Here is a 20,205-nt window from a genome sequence, read left to right on the forward strand (position 1 = left end):
CTGAAGCGCGGGCAGGTGTTCCTGACCTGCCCGGGACCCGCCGGACGATGACCGGAGAACGCTGCTCGGGCGTCAGGAGCCGGACAAATCGCCCTGACCAAACCCGCTGACGACGTGCGACTATGGGCACGTTGTGGGCGCGGCGGCTACGCCGGGCTGAACGGATCAGGGGTTTGCATGTCTCGGGTAGCAGCGTCTGAGTGGGAACTGTTCCGGGTGACGGCGATGGTGTTCTCCGCGTTCGCGGGAGTCGTCGCCACACCGTTCGACCCACGCGGGCTGCCCGGGCAGGTCGCCGACCTGCTTGGGTGGGACCGTTGACATCCTCACCACCGCGTTCCGACGCCACCCCGGCGACACAGGCACGGCTGCAGGCCATTTTCGAGCGGGCCCGCGCCTCCTTTGCCGACAATCTCTCGACGATCGAAGCGGCCGTCAGCGATCTCGAGGCCGGTGCACTGGACGAATCGAGCCGGAGGGCCGCGGAACGCGCAGCCCACCGCCTCGCAGGAGCGGCCGGAACGGTGGGCTTTCCCGAGGCCACCACACCGGCCCGGCGGCTCGAGGATGCGTTCGCCGACGACGAGGTCGTTCCGGACAAGGTCGATCTCCTCGAGACCTACGCCGCTGCGCTGCGCAGGATCCTGTTCGGCAACGACCTCCCCGAGACCGAAACACCGGCAGCACAGGAAGCACAGGAGCCACGGCCGACCACCTGGATGCTCGCCGTGCATGCGGCTGGTGGTCTCGACGCGCAGATTCGCGAGGCCGCAACGTCATGGGGCGTTGGCGTCACCCATGACCAGTGGGCGGCCGACATCGCGGCGGCCGTCGTCGACCTTGCCGAGCCGGAGGGTGAGGGGCTCATTCGCAGCTACGCCGCACGGCAGCCACCTGTTCCGATTGTCGCCCTCGCTTCCACAGCGTCTCCCACCGATCGTCACGTGGCCTCCAGGGCGGGGGCGTCGTTGGTGCTGTCCCGGACTGCGCCGCCCGTGGACGTGGTCGCCGCGGTGGAGTCCCTCGCCAGGCACCATCGGCATGACAAGTTCCGGATCCTTGCGGTGGACGATGATCCTGTGATGCTGGCGGCGCTGCCGGCCGTGCTCGCCGCCGAGCACATCGAGGTCATCACGCTGGAGGACTCGCGCAAGTTCTGGGCGATGCTCGAGCACACCGCCCCGGATCTCGTCGTGCTGGACCTGGACATGCCACACCTGGATGGGATCGCGCTGTGCCGAATGGTCCGCACCGACCCCCGCTGGTCGACCCTGCCCGTCCTGTTCCTGAGCGTGCGAACTGACGCGGCCGCCGTCGATTCCGTCTTCGCCGCCGGAGCCGACGACTACGTCAGCAAACCCCTGGTCGCCTCGGAAGTCCGGGCCCGGATCCGCAATCGCCTCGACCGCATCGCGTGGTTTCGGAAGCTTGCCGACACCGACTCCCTCACCGGCCTGGTCAACCGTCGCCGGCTCGAGGCCGACTTCGACCGGCTGTGCGCCCTCGCCCGCCGGCACCATCAGCCGCTGGCCCTGGCACTCCTGGACATCGACCACTTCAAGCGCGTCAACGACGCCCATGGCCACGACGTCGGTGACCTGGTGCTGCGCCACCTCTCGGACCGGCTCACCGCAGAGTTCCGGGGCCAGGACGTCGTGGCCCGCTGGGGTGGTGAAGAGATCGCGATCCTCACCTTCGGGATGTCAGGGCCGGACGCCAACCGGCGCCTCACCGGCATCCTCGAATCCATCCGCAACACGCCGCTCGTGCCCGGCGAACGGCTTCGCACATCGCTCAGCATCAGTTGCAGCGCCGGGGTGGCCGAGCTGGGTCTCCACGGCGAGGACCTGCGCACCCTGATCCGCGCTGCCGATTCGGCGCTGTATCGCGCCAAGCGAGAAGGGCGAGCGCGCGTACTCGATGCCGAGGGCCAGACCCGGGCCAGTCCGATCACCCCGAGCCCCGAGCAGCCGCAGCTCCTTCCGTCCGTCGAACCCACCGTGCGGACCTACTACGCGACCCTGGTCGAACGCGAACGTCTCGACGCCACCGGCCACGGTCGTCTGGAACGGGTACGCACCCAGGAGCTGCTCACCCGGACGCTACCCGCGGCACCCGCGCGGATACTCGACGTCGGCGGCGGGACCGGCGTGTACGCGGCCTGGTTGGCCGAGGCAGGCTACGACGTGCACCTGATCGACGTCATCCCGGAGCATGTCTCGGCGGCGCTCAACGACGGTGCTGCGTTCACCGCAGCCCTCGGTGACGCGCGGCACCTCGACGAGCCCGACGACTCGGCCGAGGCGGTGATGATGCTGGGCCCCCTCTACCACCTGCTCGACCGCAATGATCGTGTCCAGGCACTGCGTGAAGCGCGCCGAGTGCTCCGTCCCGGCGGCACCCTCGCCGCCGCGGTGATCAGCCGGCATGCCGCGCTCCTCGCCTACGCGAGCCGTGGCGAGCTCGACCCCGGTCGCCGGGACCTAGCGCTCGCCACCCTCGGCCACGGGCAACACGACCCGCAGCTCGGATTCACCACAGCCTTCTTCCACACCCCCGACGAGGCGCTCAGCGAGTTCCGCGTGGCCGGCTTCCACGACGTTCACGTGCGCGCGATCGAGGGCCCGATGTGGACTGCGGTCAAGACCTGCACCGACCCCACTCACCAGGACGCCTTGGTCGAGAGCGCCCTGATCTGCGCCCGCGCCCTGGAGAACGACCCGGCCATGCTCGCGGCCAGCGCCCACCTGCTCGTCACCGCTCAGGCCTGACCGCCATCACCTACGGAGGGCCACCCTCGCTGATCGGCGCCTCGACCGACATGGTGCCGGCAGCCTCCCCGATCACCAGGCGCTTGCCGTCGAGCCGTCGGAGGGAGTCCTGCACGACGTCGAGGTCCAGCTGCGTGTCGGTGGCGATGTCCGCATCAGAGATCGGCACGGCAGGAGCCCACTCGCTCGGCGGCACCTGGTAGGGGTCGAAGTCCGTCTGCGCGGCTGCCCAGAGCTGCAGGGCCGACTCGTAGACAACGTCGTCGGTTGAGAACTCGCTGCCCATGACGGACACGGTACGCCGCGGGGTGGGGGCTCAGAGACAGCCCGGCCCGGCACCGATGCGGCTCATCCCCGTGAGGTCGCCGGCGCCCAGGTTGTGGTTGAGGGAGGAGGCGCTGCCGTGCATGACCTGCTCGGCGCCGTTCGCGTGCCCGAGGCCGAGGGCGTGGAGCGTCTCGTGCATCATCACCTGGCCCCACGTGGTCGACCCCGAGCTGTCGAAGCCCGGACGGAGCGCGTGGCCGCGGTCGAGCAGGACGAAGCCACGCACCATCTTCCAGGCCACGTCCGTCCCGGCAGCCGCCTGGGCCGACCCGCCGCCGATGCCGACGACGCCGCCCAGCAGGTCCGGGACCTGGGCCTCGTCGGACCAGGCGACCGCGATGTCCGCGTGGGCCGGGAAGATCGACGCGGTCCGGTGGACGTGGGTGGTCTCCCCGACGTACTCGAAGGTCAACCCCGTCCGGCTGGCGATCCTCGCGAAGGCCTCCTGGACGTGGGCCAGCGACCCGGCGTACCCGCCCTGCGGGTTGTAGGCCCAGCGGATGGGCGTGCACGGGTTCCAGCGGGATCCGCCGGCGGCGAACAGGTAGGACCAGTCGCCCGCCAGGCCCAGAGGCGTGAGCACGTCGACAGGCGTCGGTGCCGGGGTCGGTGTCGGGGCCGGCGTGGTGGGCGGTCGGACCACGGCCACCCGAAGCCGCCCCGTGTGGGCTGCGGCGAGGCCGTCGAAGCGGGGGCTCCTGATCTGGAACGCGCGCGTCCGGTCCTGCGACCCGGCACCCACCTCGAACCGGAAGACACCGGTGCGGGCCGTCTGCTTCCGGGCCAGGACCCGCCAGCCCGCCGACGTGGACTCGAGCAGCTCCACGGGCCGCGGGCGGGCGTGGCGGGCCGCCTGGACCTGGGCCACCCCGGAGACGACGATGCGCGCACCGGTCTCGGCGCTCTTCGGCGTCGTCGCCGCGATCCGCGCAGCGCGGTTGAGCTCTGCCGCGTCGCCCCCGTGCACGGTGTCTGCGTACTCGGCCGTCCGGACTGCGGGCGGCACGACGCCATCCGCCAGGACAACGGCGGACCCGGTGGACATCGCTGCGGGAGCCAGCGCCAGCGCGAGGCCGGTCGCAGCCACCGATGCCCATGCCTGGCGAAGGGCGGGACGTCGTGGGAGCTTCATGATTCAGTCCTCGAGAAAGGGGAAGGCATCAGCTCCCCGTAAAGAATCGGTCAAGGACTACATCGGCACGTGAGACGCCCGGCTTGAGGCCCTGGGGCGTTCTGGAGTCGGCCAGCAGCGCGCGGTCGCCACTCGTGTGGTCATCGGTCGAGCTCCCGGTAGGACCCGAGGGAGAAGGCGAGGAGGGACGGGCTCGGGTTGTCCATGAAGCACTCATCGAGGGATGCGTTGGTCGTGCCGACCAGGTTGACGGTGTCGGCATAGATGGTGCCGACGAACTCCGAGGTGCCGTTGGCCTTGAACACCTGTCCGTGCGGCGCCTCGGAGGTCAGGAAGAGGGCAGCGGCCAGTCGGTGGTTGGAGTTCAGCTTCACGTTGCCGCCCTCGATGACGATGACCAGTGACCGTGAGGCGCACTGCGGGTCCGCCGCGCCCAGATTGGGCGACCGGGAGAACCCCGACACGTCGTTGAGGTCGACGGTCCCGCCCGGGTCGGAGGCGGCCAGGTCGAAGAACATCACGGCCTGGCCCTCGTCCGGACTGGTCCAGCCCGTCGACTCCGTCCAGTAGTTGCCCTGCGAGTGGGCGATCGTGCGGAGCTGGTCGAGCTGCGCCGGGGTCAGCGCGGGCGTGCGGATCCCGAACAGCTCGAAGAGCGTCTCGTCGTCGCGGATGAACGAGCCGTCCACGTCGTGTGCGCCATCGCCGTCCAGGTCACGGGGTGCGTAGTACTCCGCCCAGTCCGCACCCATCCGGGCGTCCCAGCAGTCGGTGCCTCCGAGGCTGCCGCCGAACCCGTCCTGGTCGTAGCGGTAGGCCGGGTTGCACGGCTGGGCCGTGACGTACTTCGGCGGCTGCCGGTGCACCGGCTTGTTGGTGCTCGGGCAGTACTGCCCGGTGCCGCTGGACTCGGTGATGATCTGCGAGGAGTGGACCGCAGCCGGAATGCCGTAGGCCGCGTCGATCCCCTGGGTGCTGATCTGCGCCCGGTTGTAGACGCACCCCGTGGAGAAGATGCTCGCCCGCGAGACCGACGCCGCGCCACCGCCGCTGATGCTCCTGGCCACGATGCCCTGCGGTGTCTCGGTGCTCGCGACCTGCACGTCGGCGACGACGCTGCGGCTCGCGGCCCCCTCGGCGGTGCCGGTGGCGTGGATCCGGTAGACCCCGGGGTCGTTGGCCGGGAACGGCGCCACGGGCTCGATCCAGACGGCATATGCCTGGCCCGCCCGGCCCGGCACCTCGACCCGGGTGGGCGCCTGCTCGTTGCCCCACGGATTGGAGGGGCAGTGCGGGGAGCACTTCAGGCCCCGGACGCCTGAGCCCCGCAGGTAGGACATCGCCTGGGCGATGCCCGCGTCGGCGGCGTTGACCGCCGCGCCGGCCTGCTGGGCTCGCCAGGAGGACTGCAGGTTGTTGACGGTGAGTACGGCGATGGTCGTCGCCAGTGCGGTCACGACCGCCATCACCATCAGCGTGATCAGCATCGCCGAGCCGTGCTCGTCGCGGACCCTGGCCGTCGGGTGCAGCCGTCGGATGGTCCTCGGGGAGGCCGGCATCAATCCACCGTCCGGTTCCGCAGGTCCACCTGGGTGTGGTAGCTCTGCTCGTGGATGTCGTCCGTGGCGGTGATCCACACCACCACGAGGTCGAGGTGGCGCAGCTCCGTCGCGGAGTCGGGCACGCCGTTGTCGTTGCCCGCCGACGCGTCGACCTCGCGCCACGTGGTAATGCCGTCCCCATCGGCGTCGTACTGCCAGGAGCTGCTGCGCAGGTCGATGCCGAAGTCGCTCACCGCTGCGGCGAGCACCGGCAGGGTCGTGGCAGTGCCCGAGGCGTCGTTGGCGGTGAGAGTCAGCTGCCGGCTGGTCGGCGTCCACCGGTAGGTGAGCACCTCCGGGTCGGCGGCACCGAGGTCCTGTCGGCCGTTGCCGTTGAAGTCGGTCCAGAAGGTGAGTGCGGTCCCTCCCCCGGTGGCGGGCGGCAGGGCCACGTGGAGCACTTCGGAGGCCTGCCGCAGCTCACGGGTGAAGCGCTCCATCGCGAGCCGGGTCTCCTCGCTCACGAGGGTCATCGACCGGGTCTGGTCCGTGACGCGGCTGGTGGACACGGCGAAGCCCAGCAGGACACTGCCGACGACGGCGAACAGTGCCATGGCGACCAGCACCTCGATGAGCGTCACCCCAGCGTCGCGCGGGCGGGTCTGCGTGCTCATCGCGCGTCCTCCGTCGAGCAGCTGACGGCGCCGATGGTCAGCGCCACGGCCGAAGCAGGGTCGAGGCCGTCCGCGGCGCCGGACCGCACAGGCTGGGTCGCGATCGTCACCACGCCCGGCACGGACACCTCCGCGCGTCCCGCAGCCTGCTCGCTCCGGACGGTGCCCGACGTCGCCGACGACCAGGCGGCCAGGTAGTCGGTGAGCGTGTGCCCACCGCCGACATCCGTCGTCATCGGCACGGCAGCGAGCGGGTCGGTCGTCTGCCCGGCGACAGGCTCCGCGACTACGACGTACTCGCTGCCGTTCCAGACCTCGACCACGGCCCGGAAGTCGTGCGTCGCGGTGCCCGAGGCCGCTGACGCGGTGCACCGTGCGCTCGCCTGCTCGAGCCGCACCCGGATCACGCCCTGCGGGGCGAACTCGGTCGGGAGGAGCACAATCGGCGCACTGCGGGTGACGGCGCAGGACTCCACGTTGCGAGCGGTGGCGTCATCGGCACTCTGCAGATAGCCGCTCGCGGTCAGCACGCCGGTCGGGGTGACCGCGCAACCGGCGAGCTGCGAGGGGTACGGGACCGCCGCCTCGTCGAGCCGTACGAGTGGGCCGGTGAGCCCGAGCCCCGGGCGGTAGTCCGTGGCTGTCGTGGCCGTCCCGAACTGCACGCCCGAGTTCGTCGACGCGTCTGTCACTCCTGCCTGGATCGGCGCGCCGCTGCTGCCGGCCCGGGGCAGCCCGCCCTCGGCGGAGACGGAGGCCGCGCCCAGCTGGCTCGGGCCCCAGCAGGCGTAGGAGCAGCCGAAGCCCGGGAGACCACCGGCCGGCGCGCTGGTCGGGGCAATGGCCTGCGTCGGCGGGGACTGGACGGTGCGAGACGCGCCGTCCTCCTGCTCGCCGGTGCCCAGGCCGCCGGTGACCGCAGTGGCGTTCCCCGTCACCGTGCTCACGGTGGACACCGTCCCGGCGACGTTGACCAGGCCGGCGGAAAGCGAGAGCGCCCGGCCGTCGGCGGTGACGGACCCGACATGCAGCGCCGTCGCCGTCGCCTCGGCGAGGATCCGACGCGGCGCACGCGGCTGGTCAGCGATCTGCGTGTACGTCGTCACGGGCCGCACCTTGCCCTGGTCACGGTGGACCACGGTGGCGGTGACTCCGATCTGCGACGAGGCAGGCAGGTGCCGGCCGTCCGTGCCGGTGTCGTAGCCCGCGCGCGGAGTGACGGCGGCAGGCGGGACCGCGGCGGAGAGGAACTGAGTGGCGATCACGACGACCAGCGAGCCGCGCTCGGAGTCCACGGAACGCACGGTCCGGTAGAAGGCACCGCTCGCCGGCTCGAACGAACACCTCGCGGAAGAGCCAGCCGCGACGTAGCCGGTCCACGACGCGGCCGAGGCGCTCGCGGGCGCAGCGCATGCCGGCGCCGACGTCGGCGGGGCGAGGTCGGGGTAGTAGCGGTCGAGCACGTCGACGTGCGCGCCGGCCGACGGGGCGACGTGGAAGGGCAGGTTGCGCATCAGCTCCAGCTCCGCCTGGGCGACGCCCTTGGAGAGGGTGACCGCGTTGGCCGTCCCGGTCGACCGGATGCCCGCGACCAGCTGGGGCAGCATGGCGACCATGACCACGGTGGTGATGCCCAGGGCGACGATCACCTCGAGCAGCGTGAAGCCGGCGTCGCGAGGAGCACGCGGGTCAGCTGAGCGCGACACGGCCGGTCAGTCCTTCCACGGTCACGACGTACGTCTTGTCGCTGCCGGAGCGCACGATGTGCACCGCACCGGGCCACGCTGTGCCGCGGGCATCGAACGTGACACCGGGCTGCGCCGTCGCAGAGCCCGTGAAGGTGGCCGAGGCGATACGCACCCGAGGTGACTGCGTGGCGACCGGCCCCTGCACGAGGATCTTGTCGGTGGCGTCGCAGCTGCCGCGGAAGATCGACCACTCACTGCGCGTGGTGTCGAACTGGACGCACGTGGCACGTCCCTCGGTCACCGCGCGCTGCTGCGCCTGGCGCAGGTAGACGGTGATCTCCTGAGCGGTCCCGGAGTGCTGGCGCGATGCCGCCCAGCTGTTCCAGCCGCTCACCGCGATGGTCATCATCAACGCCATCAGGCCCAGGGTCACGACGACCTCGACCAGCGTGTAGCCGGCGTCGCGGTCTGCGCGCGTCCGCGTGTGGTGGGTCATCGATGGCCTGTCCTGTAGGCGGTCTGGGTGTCGACCGTCTCCGGCCTCGCGTAGTGATTCGGCGCGGCGGGCCGTCGACTTGAGTCCCGGACCGGCACGAGTGGGTGCCGAAAAAAATTCGACGAGGCCTCAAGCCGAGGTTCCGGCCCGCCGAACATCTGGGTGCAAGACGCGAGGACTCGCCACACGGTGCGACTCGACCTCGCACCGCAACCACCCCACCACCACCCCAACGGAGACACCCATGCTTGCCCGACTGAAGAAGTCCCTCGACAACAAGGACCAGGGCTTCACCCTGATCGAGCTCCTCGTCGTCATCGTGATCATCGGCATCCTCGCCGCCATCGCCATCCCGCTCTTCCTGAGCCAGCGCGAGAAGGGCGTCGACGCCGGCGTCCAGTCCGACCTCAAGGGCCTGGCCACCGTGCAGGAGACCGTCTACACCGACACGCTGGCCTACTCGACCGTCGCCGCCGACCTGACGGCCGCCGGCTTCAAGCCGACCGCCGGCAACGTGATCGCTGTCGCCGTGAGCACCGACGGGTTCTGCCTGCGCGGCTACAACCCCAACGGCAGCAAGGACAGCGCGTCCAAGGCCTACCTCTACGACTCGCTGGCCGGCGGCATGATCAAGACCGCCGGAAGCACGGGCGCCTGCTCCGGCACGCCCACCTTCACCACCGTCGCGGGTGCCGCTGCGGCGACTCCCTGATCGGCTCGACCATCACTGATGGGGTGGCACACCGCGGGTGTGCCACCCCGTCGTACTCCCAGGAGCACACCGTGCGACACGCCTTCCTCCCCTCCCGGACGCTCGTCGCCTGGCTCGGAGCGACCGCGCTGGCGGTGCTCCTCCTCGTCGACGCCGGGTCGCTCGTCCTGACCCGCACGTCGACCCCGGACCGCGCCCGTGACGCCGGCCGGGCCGCGGCCCAGGCAGTCGAGGGACTGGCCCTGACCCAGCGCTCAGCCGTGGTGGCGTACGACGCCGCTGTGGCTGTCGCGGAAGACCATGCGCTGCACATCAGCACCGAGGACTTCCGGGTGTTCCCGGACGGCCACGTCCAGCTGACGGCCAGCCGCACCGCGCCGACCCTGCTGATGCACCGCCTGCCCCGTCTTGGCCGCTACGTCCGGGTCAGCACCACCGAGATCGTCGACCCCTCGCCCTACGGGAGCACCGCGCCATGACCAGCACTCTGGACCTGACCTACGACCTCATCTCCGTGACCCGCGCCGTCTTCGAGATCCTGCGGCCGGAGTCGCCGGCGACCTCGTCGGTCGAGTCACCGACTCCCACGATCGTGCCGGTTCCGGTGAGCGCGCCCGCACCGGCGCCGCACCCCGCGGTCCCAGTCACCCCCGTGCCGGTGACCCGCTTGCCCGTCACCCCTCTGCCTGTCGCCCCAGCACCGGTCGCGCCGCCGCTCCCCACTGCTCCGGCTGCTCCTCCTCCGGTCGCCCGGTCCGGGGCACGCTCCGGCGACGCGCTGGCCATCCTCGACGAGATCGCCTTCCTCGATGAGTGACCGTCGCTGGACGGCGCGCCTCGTCCTGGTCGCGGCCTGCGTGTCCCTGGTCCTCGTGCCGGCGCCTTCGGGGGCCGCCTCGCCGGCCGGTGCCCCTCCCGGCGCCGGAGTCCCCACAGCGCGGCCGGGCGCCGCGGACGCGTCAGGTCGCGACTCCGCCCTCGATGTGCAGCGCCGACTCCTCGAGACGGGCGCCGCCCACTCCCGCGCTGCACTCCGGCTGGACGCGCTGCGACAGCACCTCGCCGACCTCACCGGGCTGGTCGACCGCGCGACCGCCGAGGCGGACCGGGCAGCGGCCGCCGTCGACACCTCCCCCGGACTCCTCGATGCCGTGGGTTCGTGGGCGAGTGGCGATGAGCAGCTCGACCGGGCCCACGAGGCGATGGACGAGGCGCAGCACCTGCGACAGCTCGCCGAGATCGCCACGGGTGGCCTCGCCCGCGCCAAGGAGGAGGTCCGGGCCGCGGCCCGCGAGCACCGCCGGGCGCGTGCCGCTGCCGAGCGGCTCGAGCAGTCGGCCGCAGCCCGCGCGTCGGCACGCCTGGCGCAGGGGTGGTCGACGCTGGCACCGGGCTACCGCGCGTCCAGCCCCGAGCAGGACGAGCGCAACCGGCGCACGCTCGCCGCCTGGCACAGCCAGCTCGAGACCATGGGTGCGGCCGGGGTCGCACCTCCCTCGGCCGACGCCCTCGCAGCCCGGCGGCTCGACGGCGACCTGCGGCCGGCGCACGACGCCGTGGGACGGGTCATCCCGGGGGTGGCCCTCGCCCGGGGCCGTCGCGGGGACACGTTCACGGTGGTTCCCGACGTGACGGTGCGAGCTGTCTCGACCGCGCTCTCCAGGCTCGGCGTGGTGACCGGCTCCCCCGGCGCCAGCTGTGTGGAGTTCGTCCGCGAGGTGTGGGCCACCGCTCAGGTCGACGTCCCCGCCGACAGCCAGGACCTGTGGCAGTCCCTGACGGCGGCGGCCGAGCGGCAGGTCGTCGTGGGCGACGTGGTCTTCTTCCGGCGCCAGGGCGGACTCGGCATCGGCCTCTCGGTCGCACCGCGCCTCGTGGTCGCGTTCGACCCGACGGCGGCCGAGGTCGCGGTCGAGAAGGTCTTACCCTCCGATCTCCTGGCAGTGCGCCGCGTGACGCTGCCGGCCGACCGCGGCGCGCGCGTGGCCGCCGTACCCGACGTCGTCGCACGCGGCTGCTCGCCCGCTCCCACCGGGGCCCCCGCCATCGGCGGGATCACCCGCGACGGGTGGTCGCTGCCCGTCGCCGACGGCAGCTTCTCGTTCTCCGCCGACTTCGGAGACGCAGGTTCTCTGTGGTCGAGCGGCAGTCACACCGGCCAGGACTTCGCCGCTCCGCTGGGTACGCCGGTCACGGCGGCCGCCGCGGGCACGGTCACGGTCGAGAAGGTGGGCTGGGCCGGGCAGCTCGTCCGGATCGACCACGGTGACGGAGTGGAGACGTGGTATGCCCACATGTCGCTGGTGAGTGTGGCCACGGGCGACCTGGTGGACGCAGGCACCGTCGTCGGTGCCGTGGGCAGCGAGGGCAACAGCACCGGGCCGCACCTCCATTTCGAGGTGCGCCGCGACGGCGTACCCGTCGACCCGATGGTGGTCCTGACCGGCGCGTCCTCCCGCTGACCCCCTCTGACTGGAGACATCGCCGCCCACGACGACCCGGTTGTGCATGATCGGTGGAGGGTTCGGGCACAGTAGGGGTGCACCTGACTCGGGAGGGCGCCCATGAGCGACACCGCCGTGGCCCAGCTCTGGGCCGACTACCGCGAGACGCGCGACGAGGACCTGCGCAACCGCCTCGTCGTGCAGTACTCCCCCCTCGTGAAGTTCGTGGCCGGCCGCGTCCGGTCAGGTCTGCCGTCGAGCGTGGACCAGTCCGACCTGATCTCCGACGGGGTGTTCGGCCTCATCGACGCGATCGAGCGCTTCGAACCCGAACGCGGGCTGCAGTTCCAGACGTTCGCGGTCCCTCGCATCCGGGGCGCGATCATCGATGGTCTGCGCTCGATGGACTGGGTGCCGCGATCCGTGCGGTCGCAGGTGCGGGAGGTGACCCACGCGCAGGCTGCGCTGGAGGCACGTCTGGGCCGGGCCGCTGACGACGCGGAGGTGGCTGAGGAGGTCGGCATGTCGCGGAGAGAGCTGCGCGATCTCTACTCCAAGGTGTCGTTCACGAGCGTGGCGAGCTTCGACGAGACCGGCCTCACCGACGACCTCGCGGGCGAGGCACTGGAGGCCCCCGAGGACGAGGACACCCGCCGGGTGCTGCGAACGGCGATCGCGGGGCTCCGCGAGCGCGACCAGGTCATCCTCGCCCTCTACTACTTCGAGGGACTCACCCTCGGCGAGATCGGCACCGTGCTGGGTGTCACCGAGTCGCGGGTCAGCCAGCTGCACACGCGCGCCACCCTGGCCCTGCGTGGCCACCTCACCGCGCTGGACGTGGTGGCCTAGCCGTTCCTGCCCGATCCATGCAGGATGTCGGGGCATCCCTCAAGTGGGGTATCGCAGGTGCCGAGGACATCCATGCCCGGGATGTCGGGTGAACACTGGGGCGTGGCCTCCCGGTCCGTGTGGAGGAAGAATGGTGCAGCCGATGGAACGCGACCGCATCCTGGGCAGGCACAGTGCCTCCGGGACCTTGCGTGAGGACCATGCGCGCCTGTTCTTCGAGCGGTCCTCCCTGCCCCAGGCGTTCACGGACCTGGACGGCGCGCTCATCGCCGTCAACGCCGCCATGACCCACCTGCTGGGCCGCACCGAGGAGTGGCTGCTGGGTCGGGACGTGGTCGAGGTGCTGCATCCTCTGGACGAGCCCGCCGTGAGCGGCCGGATCGCCGCGCTGCGTGCGGGAGCGGTCGACATGGTCACCACCGAGGTGGTGGCGTTCCACGCGGAGGGCCACACGGTCCAGCTCCTCGTCGACGTGGCGCTGATCCGCGAACCCACCGGTTCACCCCAGTTCGTCGCACTGCTCGCCCACGAGCTCACCGCAGTGCGCACCGTGAGCGAGCGGCTGGCAGGGCAGGAACGTCTCTACCAGGAGCTGAGCAACCGGGCGGCGGACGCCGCCGTCGTCACGGACGCTGACCTCCTCGTGACCTTCGTGTCGCCGGCCGTCACCGACATGCTCGGCCACGAGCAGGTCGACGTGCTGTCGACGGACCTGATCGACCTCGTGCACCCCGACGAGCGGCAGGAGGTGCGGGCCACCGTGGCCGAGGTGGTCGCGCACGTCGACAGCAGCGGCCGGAGGCTGGTCCGCACGCGCACTGCGGCGGGCGAGTGGCGGTGGACCGAGCTGACGATCTTCAACGCGCTCGCGAACCCGGACGTCGGCGGGCTGATCCTCAACCTTCGCGACGTCACCGCCGAGCTCGAGGCGGAGCGGTCGGTGCGCGAGTCGGAGGCGCGCTACCGCGCCATCGTGGAGACCGCTCAAGAGGGCATCGTCGCCATCGACGCGGCCGGCCAAGTCGGTCTGGCGAACGACCGGATCACCGAGATCCTCGGACTCACGATGGAGGAGGTCCGCGCCAGCACGCGAGTGCACGACCTGGTCCGCGCGGTGTCACCCGGCGCCGCCGCCACCGGCGTGGTGCGGCAGGAGGTGCGCTACCAACCTCCGGCCGGCGGCGAGCGCGTGCTGTCCGTGTCGTTGACGCCCCTGCCCGGGGCGGGCCACGACGACGGCACCCTGGTCATGGTCTCCGACGTGACGGAGGCCCACATGATGCAGGAGCGGCTGCGGCACCAGGCGTTGCACGACCAGCTCACCGGGCTGCCCAACCGCTACCTCTTCGCGGACCGTCTCGAGATGGCTGCGGCGAGGCAGGAGCGGCACCCGGACGGCTCGACCGCGGTGATGTACCTCGACCTCGACCGCTTCAAGGGAGTCAACGACACGTACGGCCACGCCGTCGGAGACCGGGTGCTCGCCGGCATCGCCGATCGGCTGGTGGGTTCCGTGCGTACTTCGGACACGGTCGCACGGCTCGGTGGCGACGAGTTCGCGATCGTCTGCGAGGGACTCGACGAGGAGTCCGCCCGGGCCGTCGCGACGCGCACCCGCGCGGAGGTCTTCGGCTCCCTCGAGTGGGAGGGCCACCCACTCGCCGTGGACGCCAGCATCGGCATTGCGATGTTCCCACCGCACGATCCGGCCGAGGCGCTGAACCTCGCCGACACCGCGATGTACCAGGCGAAGCGGCTCGGCGGTGGCGGTGTCATCGTCTTCGGTGTCGACACCTGATCTAGCAGCTGCCGGCTCCTGGCAGCCGGGCTTTCTTCAGTCGTCGAGCCGAAGTGGCGCGATCTCGTCGAAGAGGTCACCGGGGCCGGGGTTGCCGGGCGCCGTGCTGCCGCCGAAGTGGTGCATCACACCCCAGACGGCGTTGAGAGCGGTGGTCACGGCTCCCTCGGCCCACCCGGCCGTCCACGACACGTCGTCGCCGGCGAGGAACAGACCGCGGTGGTGCTCCGGCAGGCGGTCCTGCATGAAATGCGTGTAGAGCCGCTGCTGGTAGCGGTAGTGACCGGGGAGGTTCGCCTTGAACGCGCCCATGAACGCGTGCTCGGCCTCCCAGGTCACCGTGGCGGGCGTCGCGATGATGTGCGAGCGGATGTCGACGTCGGGATAGATCTGCTGCAGCGAGTTGAGCATGATCTCGGTCCGCTCGTGCGCGTCCAGCGGCAGCAGCTTGAGCGAGTCGTCGGCCCAGGTGTAGCTGAGGCAGATCAGGCCCGGACGCCCCTCGCCCTGGTCGAGCAGGTAGGTGCCACGGCTCATCCGGTCGGTGAGCGTCATGCTCATCACCTCGCGCCCGGTCACCGGGTCGATGTCCTTCCAGAACGGCCGGTCGACCAGCACGAAGACCTTGCTGGAGCCCATGTAGTGGGTCCGCTCGATGGCGGTCCAGTGGTCGATGGGCAGGAGCCGCTCGTCGGTGCGGATGTTGTTGAGCAGCATCCAGGACTGGGCCGTGTAGACGACGGCCGGATAGGTGTCAATGTTGCCGTCGGCGTCGGTGATGGTGAGCCGGTGCGGCTCGGTGCGGCGGATCCCGGTGACCCGCCCGCGGGGCACGCCACCGGCGTGGAGGCCCTGCACCGACGTGCCCTCCGGCCAGTGGGCCGCGCCGTCCACCGGCCGCGACCAGAGCCGCAACGGCAGCTGCTGGGAGCCACCCACGATTCCGAGGTGGTGGTCGTCGGCGGCGGTCGCCACGACGCGCAGGACCTCGAGGATCGAGTTGGGGTAGTCGGTGTCCCAGCCGCCGGTGCCAAAGCCGACCTGCCCGAAGACCTCGCGGAGCCGGAAGCTCTGGAACGGCACGCTGCGCGCCAGGAAGCCGTAGAAGGTCTCGTCGTCGTAGCGCCGGACCAGCTCGTTCCAGATCTCCTTCAGCCGGGGCACGTCGCGCTGCCGGACCGCCTCCTGCAGCGGCACCAGCGCGGCGAGCTCCTCCAGCGTCTTCTGCCAGGCCTCGGCCACCTCGCGATAGACGTCGGGGAGGTCGGCCAGCGTCCGCGCGTAGTGGCTCTCCCCCTTGAGGTCGACCACGGTGCTCGACGTGGCCTCGCACAGCGGGTTGGGGAACTGCTGCGTCTCGAGGCCCATCTCGTCGAGGTAGTGGAACAGCGTCGTCGACGAGGGCGGGAAGCGCATCGCGCCCATCTCCGCCACCACGCCCGGGTGACCCTCGAACGGCACCGACCGCATCCGGCCGCCGATCTGGTCGGCCTCGTAGACGACGGGCTGGAACCCCATCCGCAGCAGCTCGCGGGCAGCCAGCATCCCGGACAGCCCACCTCCGACCACGGCCACCTTGGTGCCGTGCACGGCGTCGGGGACCGAGCCGATCCCGTGCGGACTCTTCACGAAGTCGTCGTAGGCGAAGGGGAAGTCGGGGCCGAACATGGTGATCGGCCGGCACTCGGGCTCCTCGTGCTGGGGCGTGGTGGGCACGGCAGAAGTCATCGCGCGTTCTCCTGTGTCGTGGTGAGCGCGCCGTAGAGCTCGGGGCGACGGTCGCGCAGGTGCGTGTTAGCGGCGCGCGAGGACGCGAGCCGGGCCGGGTCGATCTCGGCCAGCAACAGCTCTTCACCGGAGCCTGCACGGGCGAGGTCGGCCCCGTCGGGCCCGACCACGCAGCTCTCGCCGCAGTACGCCAGCTCGGCCTCCTGGCCGGACCTGTTGGCGTAGGCGACGTACATCTGGTTCTCATACGCTCGCGCCGGTACGACGGTGCGCGCGACGATCTCGTAGGGCCGCATCAGCGCCGTGGGGACCGCGACCAGGTCGGCACCGGCGAGCGCCAGGGCCCGCACGGCCTCGGGGAACTCCACGTCGTAGCAGATCAGGATCCCGATCCGCGCGCCGTCGAGGTCGACGACGGCGAGGTCGCCGGAGCCAGGTGTGAACGTGCGGACGTCGAGGTCGCCGAACAGGTGGGACTTGCGGTGCTTGGCCAGCACGGTGCCGTCGCGATCGACCAGCTGGGCGGCGTTGAAGACGTCGTCCCCGTCGCGCTCAGGGAACCCGTACAGGATCGCGATGCCGGCGCTGCGGGCGATCGCGGCCACCTGGTCGAGCCAGTCCCCGTGCGCCCGCTGCGCCCTCTCCGGCACACCGGGCACGTTGTAGCCGGTGGTGAACATCTCGGGCGTGATCAGCAGCCGGGCGCCGCGGTCCGAGGCCGTGCCGGCGGCCTCAGCAAGCCCGTCCAGGTCGGCGCGCCCCGTCTGGAGCACGGCGATCCTCATGCGCCCGACCCCGGGTGGGTGGGGGCGAACATCCGCAGCAGCGCGGGCAGCACGACGACGGTCGGGCCGGGCGTGGCCAGGGCCTCGGCCAGGTCCTGCTGAAGCGTCTGCGGCGTCGTCCGGCGGGCGGGCACGTCGAACGCCTCGGCGAGCGCCACGAAGTCGGGCCGCGCCAGCTCGGTGGCGTATGCCGCACCGAACGCGCCGGTCATGTACTCGCGGAGGATGCCGTAGCCGCCGTCGTCGACGATGAGCCAGGTCACGTCGAGTCCGAGCTGGCGGGCGGTGGCCAGGTCGGCCACGCCGTACATCGCTCCGCCGTCACCCGAGACCGCCAGTACCGGACCACTGCCGGCCCGGGAGACCGCGGCGCCGAGCGCGGCCGGGAAGCCGTAGCCAAGCCCACCGGCGCCCTGGGCGGACTGCATCGAGCCCGAGGTCCGTGCGTCCCAGGCCGACCAGGCCCAGTAGGCGAGGATCGTCATGTCCCAGAAGCTGGGTGCGTCGTCCGGCAGCGCGGCGCGGACGGCGTCGAGGACCTGCTGCTCGAGGCCGAGGTCCTGACCGGCGAGCCGGTCGGCCACCAGCGCGAGCACCTCGGCGACCCGCTTCTCCGCGACCCCGTCGACCTCGTGCGCGGCGACGGCACCGGCCAGCGCCTCCAGGGTGAGCTGTGCGTCCGCGTGGACGCCGAGGGCCGCGTGATTGGACTCGAGCTTGCCGAGGTCGGCCTCGATCTGGATGACCCGGCCGCGCGGCCGGAGGGAGTGGTAGTTGCTCGACAGCTCGCCCAGGCCGCTGCCCACGACGAGCAGCACGTCGGCGTCCTGGAGGCACTCGGTGGTGTGCCAGTCCTCCAGCCACGACTGGAGCGAGAGCGGGTGGCCCCACGGGAAGGCGCCCTTGGCCCCGAACGTCGTGACCACGGGGGCGCGCAGCCTCTCGGCCAGCTCCAGCAGTGCCGCCTCGGCACCGGAGCGCACCACACCGCCGCCGGCGATGATCGCCGGGCGGTCGGCCCCATCGAGCAGCCGCACCGCCTCGGCGACGAGCTCGGGTCGAGGCGCCAGCACCCGCGGCGACGGGGGGACCGGCTCGACGCGCGGCAGGGTGGTCGTCGCGAGCAGGACGTCCTGGGGCACCTCGACCCACACCGGTCCGTGCGGCGCGCTGAGCGCCACCTCCCAGGCCTCCTGGAGGGCGCTGGAGATCTGGGACTGGCTCTGCACCTGCACGGCGTGCTTGACGACCTGGGCCACGAGGGCCCGCTGGTCGCGCAGCTCGTGGAGGAAGCCCCGGCGCCGGGCACCCAGCCCCGCAGACGGGATCTGGCTGGCGACCACCACGATCGGCACCGAGGCCGCGGCCGCCTCCTGAAGGGCGGCCAGGCTCTGCAGGGCACCGGGTCCGGTGGAGAGCATGAGCGGGGCCGGCCGTCCGGTGACGCGGGCGAAGCCGTCGGCCGCGAAGGCGGCGTCCAGCTCGGTGCGGAATCCGGCGTACTGCAGGCTGCTGCGCGACAGGGCGTCGAAGAGGCCGAGGGCATGCTGACCCGGCTCGCCGAAGACCGTCGTCGCGCCCAGGGCTGCAAGGGTCTCGACGACCAGGTCGCCGCCGCGGCGGGCCACGGCGCTCATCCGTGTGCCCCCTGTCGCGCGGCGCCGGCGGGGACCGGCTCGGGCGCACCCTGCCGTGCCATCAGCGAGATCAGCTCGTAGGCCACGTGCGAGGCGGCGACGGCGGTGACGTCCGCGTGGTCGTAGGCCGGGGCGACCTCGACGACGTCGGCGGAGACCAGGTTGCAGCCGTCCAGGCCGCGCAGGATGGCGAGCAGCTCGCGACTGGTCATACCTCCCGCCTCCGGCGTGCCGGTGCCGGGGGCGTGCGCCGGGTCGAGGCAGTCGATGTCGATCGAGATGTAGAGCGGGCGGCCGCCGACCCGCTCGCGCAGGGCCTGGACAACGGCGGGGACGCCCTGGTTCATCACGTCCATCGAGGTGACGATGCCGAAGCCCATCCTGGCGTCGTCGGTCAGGTCGTCCTTGGAGTAGAGGGGGCCGCGGATGCCGACGTGGCTGAGCGCCTCCGTGTCGAGAAGGCCCTCCTCGAAGGCGCGGCGGAACGGCGTGCCGTGGGTGTAGTCGGCGCCGAAGTAGGTGTCCCAGGTGTCGAGGTGGGCGTCGAAGTGGAGCAGCGAGACGGGGCCGTGCTTGCGGTGCATCTCGCGCAGCAGCGGAAGCGCGATCGTGTGGTCGCCCCCGACGGTGACGATCCTGGAGCCCGCGTCGAGCAACGTCGCGGCGCTGGCTTGGACGGCGTCGAGCGCCTCCGGGATGTCGAACGGGTTGCAGGCCACGTCTCCGGCGTCAGCCACCTGGAGGGAGGCGAACGGCGCGACGTCGAGGTCCGGGTGGTAGGGCCGCAGCAGGCGGCTGGCCTCGCGCACCGCGGCCGGCGCGAACCGGGCGCCGGGCCGGTAGGAGACACCGGTGTCGAAGGGCACGCCCATCACGGCGATGTCGGCGCGCTCCACGTCTTCGAGCCGCGGCAGGCGGGCGAACGTCGCGATGCCGGCGTAGCGCGGGACTCGGGAGGAGTCGACGGGGCCGACAGGGGAAGGCTGCTGGTTGTTCACGGGGTCTCCGGGTGTCGGGAGCGGATCAGCTGTGGGCGGGCAGTGCTGGCGAGAAGACCCACAGGACCTGGGTGTTCTGTCCCTCGAGCGCACTACGGAAGGTGTGCGGCACGTGCGGCGCGAAGGTGAGAGTGTCCCCCGCTTCCAGGACGACCTCCTCCTCGCGGAGGTTGACGGCCAGGCGGCCGGAGACCACGAAGACGAACTCGACGTCCGCGGGCAGGCTGTAGGGCTCGTCGCCGCTGCCGCCCCCCGGCTCGATCTCGCTGAGGATGGCCTGCAGACGACGCTCCCCGTGTGGGGTGAGGAGGTATTCGGTCATGCCTGAGCCGCCGAAGTTGATCGGGGGGTATTGCGCACGGCGCACGACGTTGCCCGGCGTGGCGTTGAACAGCTCCCCGACAGAGAGGCCGAGGGTCTCGCAGATCCGCATCAGCGAGGCCACCGACGCGCTGGCCTGGTCACGCTCGATCTTCGAGAGGAATCCCTTGGTGAGGCCGGCGGCGTCCGCTACCTCGGCGAGCGTCTTGCGACGCGCCATTCGGGCTGCCTTGAGCTGCTCGCCGATGTTGACGCGGTCCACGTCCTGCTTGGCCTGGGCGCTCATGGAGCCTCCGATTCCGAT

19 protein-coding genes are annotated in these 20,205 nt (G+C 71.6%); 8 read left to right on the forward strand and 11 right to left on the reverse strand.

What is annotated here, in order from left to right:
- Positions 1-177 precede the first annotated feature (177 nt).
- Together DDE18_RS23035 and DDE18_RS16100 are read left to right on the forward strand one after the other, a co-directional pair.
- Entirely contained in the window at positions 178-321 is a 144-nt protein-coding gene (locus DDE18_RS23035) for a hypothetical protein (protein WP_165821198.1), read from the forward strand.
- Complete coding sequence (locus DDE18_RS16100) at positions 309-2,771, forward strand: diguanylate cyclase (protein ID WP_245916767.1); 2,463 nt, start codon at positions 309-311, stop codon at positions 2,769-2,771. The genes DDE18_RS23035 and DDE18_RS16100 overlap by 13 nt, the downstream gene beginning before the upstream one ends.
- Positions 2,772-2,781: 10 nt before the next feature.
- On the opposite strand, the gene DDE18_RS16105 is transcribed toward DDE18_RS16100, so the two are convergent.
- From DDE18_RS16105 to DDE18_RS16130, 6 genes are all read right to left on the reverse strand, one after another.
- Positions 2,782-3,057 (reverse strand): hypothetical protein, encoded by a 276-nt coding sequence (locus DDE18_RS16105; RefSeq protein WP_116573303.1) that lies wholly within the window; start codon positions 3,055-3,057, stop codon positions 2,782-2,784.
- Between the two features lie 30 nt (positions 3,058-3,087).
- Complete coding sequence (locus tag DDE18_RS16110; protein WP_133241247.1) at positions 3,088-4,230, reverse strand: zinc metalloprotease; 1,143 nt, start codon at positions 4,228-4,230, stop codon at positions 3,088-3,090.
- Between the two features lie 140 nt (positions 4,231-4,370).
- The gene (locus tag DDE18_RS16115) at positions 4,371-5,789 is read right to left on the reverse strand and encodes a hypothetical protein (protein ID WP_116573305.1); all 1,419 of its coding nucleotides are present in this window, start codon (positions 5,787-5,789) and stop codon (positions 4,371-4,373) included.
- Positions 5,789-6,445, reverse strand: coding sequence for a PulJ/GspJ family protein (locus DDE18_RS16120; protein ID WP_116573306.1), 657 nt, complete (start codon positions 6,443-6,445; stop codon positions 5,789-5,791). The genes DDE18_RS16115 and DDE18_RS16120 overlap by 1 nt, the downstream gene beginning before the upstream one ends.
- Positions 6,442-8,151, reverse strand: a complete 1,710-nt coding sequence (locus DDE18_RS16125; RefSeq protein WP_116573307.1) for a type IV pilus modification PilV family protein — start codon at positions 8,149-8,151, stop codon at positions 6,442-6,444. Before DDE18_RS16125 ends, DDE18_RS16120 begins: the two co-directional genes overlap by 4 nt.
- On the reverse strand, positions 8,135-8,629 hold the full coding sequence (locus tag DDE18_RS16130) for a GspH/FimT family pseudopilin (RefSeq protein WP_116573308.1): 495 nt from the start codon (positions 8,627-8,629) through the stop codon (positions 8,135-8,137). The genes DDE18_RS16125 and DDE18_RS16130 overlap by 17 nt, the downstream gene beginning before the upstream one ends.
- 244 nt (positions 8,630-8,873) lie before the next feature.
- On the opposite strand from DDE18_RS16130, the gene DDE18_RS16135 reads away from it, so the two are divergent.
- The 6 genes from DDE18_RS16135 to DDE18_RS16160 all read left to right on the forward strand — a co-directional run bounded on the left by DDE18_RS16135 (position 8,874) and on the right by DDE18_RS16160 (position 14,432).
- On the forward strand, positions 8,874-9,341 hold the full coding sequence (locus tag DDE18_RS16135; protein ID WP_116573309.1) for a type IV pilin protein: 468 nt from the start codon (positions 8,874-8,876) through the stop codon (positions 9,339-9,341).
- Positions 9,342-9,412: 71 nt separating this feature from the next.
- Positions 9,413-9,820, forward strand: coding sequence for a hypothetical protein (locus tag DDE18_RS16140; RefSeq protein ID WP_116573310.1), 408 nt, complete (start codon positions 9,413-9,415; stop codon positions 9,818-9,820).
- The gene (locus DDE18_RS16145) at positions 9,817-10,158 is read left to right on the forward strand and encodes a hypothetical protein (RefSeq protein ID WP_116573311.1); all 342 of its coding nucleotides are present in this window, start codon (positions 9,817-9,819) and stop codon (positions 10,156-10,158) included. Before DDE18_RS16140 ends, DDE18_RS16145 begins: the two co-directional genes overlap by 4 nt.
- Positions 10,151-11,803 (forward strand): M23 family metallopeptidase, encoded by a 1,653-nt coding sequence (locus DDE18_RS23395; protein WP_211754585.1) that lies wholly within the window; start codon positions 10,151-10,153, stop codon positions 11,801-11,803. The genes DDE18_RS16145 and DDE18_RS23395 overlap by 8 nt, the downstream gene beginning before the upstream one ends.
- Positions 11,804-11,905: 102 nt before the next feature.
- Positions 11,906-12,634 (forward strand): FliA/WhiG family RNA polymerase sigma factor, encoded by a 729-nt coding sequence (locus DDE18_RS16155; RefSeq protein ID WP_116573312.1) that lies wholly within the window; start codon positions 11,906-11,908, stop codon positions 12,632-12,634.
- 142 nt (positions 12,635-12,776) lie between these two features.
- The gene (locus DDE18_RS16160) at positions 12,777-14,432 is read left to right on the forward strand and encodes a sensor domain-containing protein (RefSeq protein ID WP_165821200.1); all 1,656 of its coding nucleotides are present in this window, start codon (positions 12,777-12,779) and stop codon (positions 14,430-14,432) included.
- 36 nt (positions 14,433-14,468) lie between these two features.
- Here the strand turns inward: DDE18_RS16160 and DDE18_RS16165 are convergent, their stop codons facing one another.
- From DDE18_RS16165 to DDE18_RS16185, 5 genes are read right to left on the reverse strand one after another with little or no spacing between them, the layout of a single operon-like run.
- Positions 14,469-16,160 (reverse strand): flavin monoamine oxidase family protein, encoded by a 1,692-nt coding sequence (locus DDE18_RS16165; RefSeq protein ID WP_116573314.1) that lies wholly within the window; start codon positions 16,158-16,160, stop codon positions 14,469-14,471.
- Positions 16,157-16,945: a carbon-nitrogen hydrolase family protein gene (locus tag DDE18_RS16170; RefSeq protein WP_116573315.1), complete on the reverse strand. Its 789-nt coding sequence runs from the start codon at positions 16,943-16,945 to the stop codon at positions 16,157-16,159. The genes DDE18_RS16165 and DDE18_RS16170 overlap by 4 nt, the downstream gene beginning before the upstream one ends.
- On the reverse strand, positions 16,942-18,582 hold the full coding sequence (locus DDE18_RS16175; protein WP_116573316.1) for a thiamine pyrophosphate-binding protein: 1,641 nt from the start codon (positions 18,580-18,582) through the stop codon (positions 16,942-16,944). The genes DDE18_RS16170 and DDE18_RS16175 overlap by 4 nt, the downstream gene beginning before the upstream one ends.
- Complete coding sequence (gene speB, locus DDE18_RS16180; protein WP_116573317.1) at positions 18,579-19,580, reverse strand: agmatinase; 1,002 nt, start codon at positions 19,578-19,580, stop codon at positions 18,579-18,581. Before speB ends, DDE18_RS16175 begins: the two co-directional genes overlap by 4 nt.
- A gap of 25 nt (positions 19,581-19,605) precedes the next feature.
- Entirely contained in the window at positions 19,606-20,187 is a 582-nt protein-coding gene (locus DDE18_RS16185; protein ID WP_116573318.1) for a helix-turn-helix domain-containing protein, read from the reverse strand.
- Positions 20,188-20,205: the final 18 nt, after the last annotated feature.

It is taken from the genome of Nocardioides gansuensis, from assembly GCF_003076135.1.
In the GTDB taxonomy this organism is placed as follows: domain Bacteria; phylum Actinomycetota; class Actinomycetes; order Propionibacteriales; family Nocardioidaceae; genus Nocardioides; species Nocardioides gansuensis.